The sequence below is a fragment of the Nostoc flagelliforme FACHB-838 genome, assembly GCF_014698065.1.
Taxonomy (GTDB): domain Bacteria; phylum Cyanobacteriota; class Cyanobacteriia; order Cyanobacteriales; family Nostocaceae; genus Nostoc; species Nostoc flagelliforme_B.
In genome coordinates this window covers 1-2,384 of sequence record NZ_JACJSI010000628.1, presented here as the reverse complement: position 1 = coordinate 2,384, position 2,384 = coordinate 1, and the positions used below count along the sequence as shown (strand labels likewise).

3 protein-coding genes and 1 pseudogene are annotated in these 2,384 nt (G+C 41.9%); 1 reads left to right on the top strand and 3 read right to left on the bottom strand.

What is annotated here, in order from left to right; translation table 11 throughout:
• Positions 1 to 545, bottom strand: a 545-nt coding sequence (locus H6G97_RS49935) for a filamentous hemagglutinin N-terminal domain-containing protein (RefSeq protein ID WP_190947636.1), incomplete at its 3' end; no start/stop codon positions are given.
• A 677-nt stretch (positions 546 to 1,222) separates the two neighbouring features.
• Between H6G97_RS49935 and H6G97_RS49930 the strand changes: the two genes are divergently transcribed.
• The gene (locus H6G97_RS49930; protein WP_190947635.1) at positions 1,223 to 1,501 is read left to right on the top strand and encodes a hypothetical protein; all 279 of its coding nucleotides are present in this window, start codon (positions 1,223 to 1,225) and stop codon (positions 1,499 to 1,501) included.
• A 184-nt stretch (positions 1,502 to 1,685) separates the two neighbouring features.
• On the opposite strand, the gene H6G97_RS54500 is transcribed toward H6G97_RS49930, so the two are convergent.
• Together H6G97_RS54500 and H6G97_RS49920 are read right to left on the bottom strand one after the other, a co-directional pair.
• Entirely contained in the window at positions 1,686 to 1,910 is a 225-nt protein-coding gene (locus H6G97_RS54500) for a nuclear transport factor 2 family protein (RefSeq protein ID WP_242056185.1), read from the bottom strand.
• A 385-nt stretch (positions 1,911 to 2,295) separates the two neighbouring features.
• A pseudogene (locus tag H6G97_RS49920) lies at positions 2,296 to 2,384 on the bottom strand (IS1 family transposase); the annotation flags it as partial.

Sequence of the window (2,384 nt, the reverse complement as noted above, 5' to 3'; positions counted from 1 at the left end):
AAAAACAGCGCTCCCGGACTCACAGAAAGCAAACTACTTGTTTGCGGTTGTGTTGCACTGAAATAGCCACTATCCCCCAACTTTATGCGATCGGCTGTCGTCGCCAGAAATGATCCCTGGATATCCAAACTGGCATTCGGGCCAAATACAATCCCATTCGGATTAATCAAAAATAAATTCGCCTCACCCAAAACCCCCAACCTGCCCAAAATATTAGAAGGATTGCTGCCCGTGACGCGAGTTAAGATATTCTCAATTCCAGTGGGATTGGCAAAATAAGCCCCCCTGCCTTCACCCACATTAAACTCCTGAAAACTGTGAAACAGGTTAGCGCCGCGAGTTGCGCCACCATCAATGCGATCGCTTTGAATACCCCGTATATTGACATTGGGTGTAACAACAGAACCTTCAGCGCCCAGCGTATTATCAGGCACGATTTGAGCATTAACGCGATCGCTTACTCCTATTGAGAGTATCCCCACTAAAGAGACATAACCCCCAATTTTCCACTGCCAACCTCGACCGAACCAGCTTTTAATAATCATTTAGTAGTTTTATTAACATTTTTGCAAATCTCTACGCACCCATCTCTCAATCACCTCTGTAGATGTATTTTCCGTATTTACTTCTCTTTATAGAGTTGGTTTTTTTTGACGCCGACTCATTTAAATTAATTGGGATAACTAAGCTGACACAATAAAACCAAACTATCTGAATAAAAGTAAACAAGGCTCAAGCCTTTCTTCCTCCTGTCCCTTGCAAGAATTGCCTTACCCCAACAATAATTATTGACGCCGACCTACTTATTAGGTTAAAGCCTGTCAAAATCTTAACTATAATCGACCTCATATAACAATTTTATTTATACGTATCATTTATAAGATTTTTATTTTGAGAAAGAGAAACTGAGTGCCGCTTCCCTCGAAGTCAAAAATCAAAAGTTATTCCAGCTAATGGTATCAATCGCTGGTAAATCATGGCTGACTTTTAAGCCGTCACTGCATTGAGTACTGCTTCCTTCATTTATACAATATATCTGGAACTAAAATTAGGCATTCACCTGTTGTGCTAAATTAATGGTAAAACAAAGCAATACTGATTGCACAATTAGGCAGCTACCATTGCTCAAATGTGCATGCAGGCGGCAAGCGTAGCCATGCCGTCAGGCTTATCGCTCTGCTCCTGCTCGGTTAATTCTGAAACTTCAACAGCAGGAACGTCAATGATTGCTGAAGCTGGGTCTTCTGAAGGGGTAATGTCTGAGTTGGGAGATTCTGGATTGTGTGATACGGAGATGGTGGCTTTTTTGCGGTTATGGGGTGGGGCAGCAAGTCAACATCTTAATTCTTTTGGGCAATATGAAAAGGGTCTAAACGTTCGGGTGCAAGCGGATTGTTTGGCTACGATGGGAGCAAATAGCGGATACGTATTTATACAGAATCTGACCGAAGTTACTAACCTCTCTTCATTGCGATCAGTAAATCAACGGCTCGAATTGTAACTGCCTTCTCAATTACTCATTTTTGTTTCTCGTATGAATGAATCATCTGTTGGATTGTTTCGGTTTCGCCAATTTCATAAAGACTTATCAAACCATCCTCAATAGTAAAAATTTGCTCAATTGTTGCATCCGCAAGCAAATTGCCTTGCAAATCTCTGACGATTTGATGAACGGTAACGACATTTCAATTGTTTTCATCCGTCTCGAATTTTAAGGTTTCAAGTTGCACTTGAATAACCTTATATTGATTAGTCCAGTATTCGCGCACCGCGTCGCGTCCATAAACGAAACCGCCTTCCACCCCATTGGCCCATTTCACGTCCGGGTGCATCACCGAGATGATTGTTTCAATCTCGCCTTTGTTGAAGGCTTCGTATAAATTTTGCAGAAACTGCTGATTTGAACTCATAATTGTCATTAAAACAAGAAAACGCCCAACTACTTACTATACGGAAAATCAACAGAAAATGCATCAAGATTGATGTTTTTGCTGAATCTCGCAACTTAGCTCGGTTTTAACAGTAGTGGTGCCTATCGACAAGCCCTTCTTTTTGATGGGGTTTAGACTCGACGGGAACCCTTACGGATTGGGCAGTTCCTCTACTTGGAAAAACCCCTTTCTGCGGACTGCTTCACTGCTAAGACTCTGACCTCTTCACCGCTTTGCTCCCGACGCCCTGCTCTTGTTCAGTCAGTTCAGGAACTTCAACAGCAGTTACCGTGATAGCCTCAGAATCATGATTTCATCATCCCCAGCAATTGCAATATCTGGCGTTGCATAAATGCGGGATGAATCAGGCAAACACAGGTATTTCTCTATACTTTAAATAATGAAGTAACAATCGGATTGAATGTTTAAGCATATCCACGGATTTAGAATAGC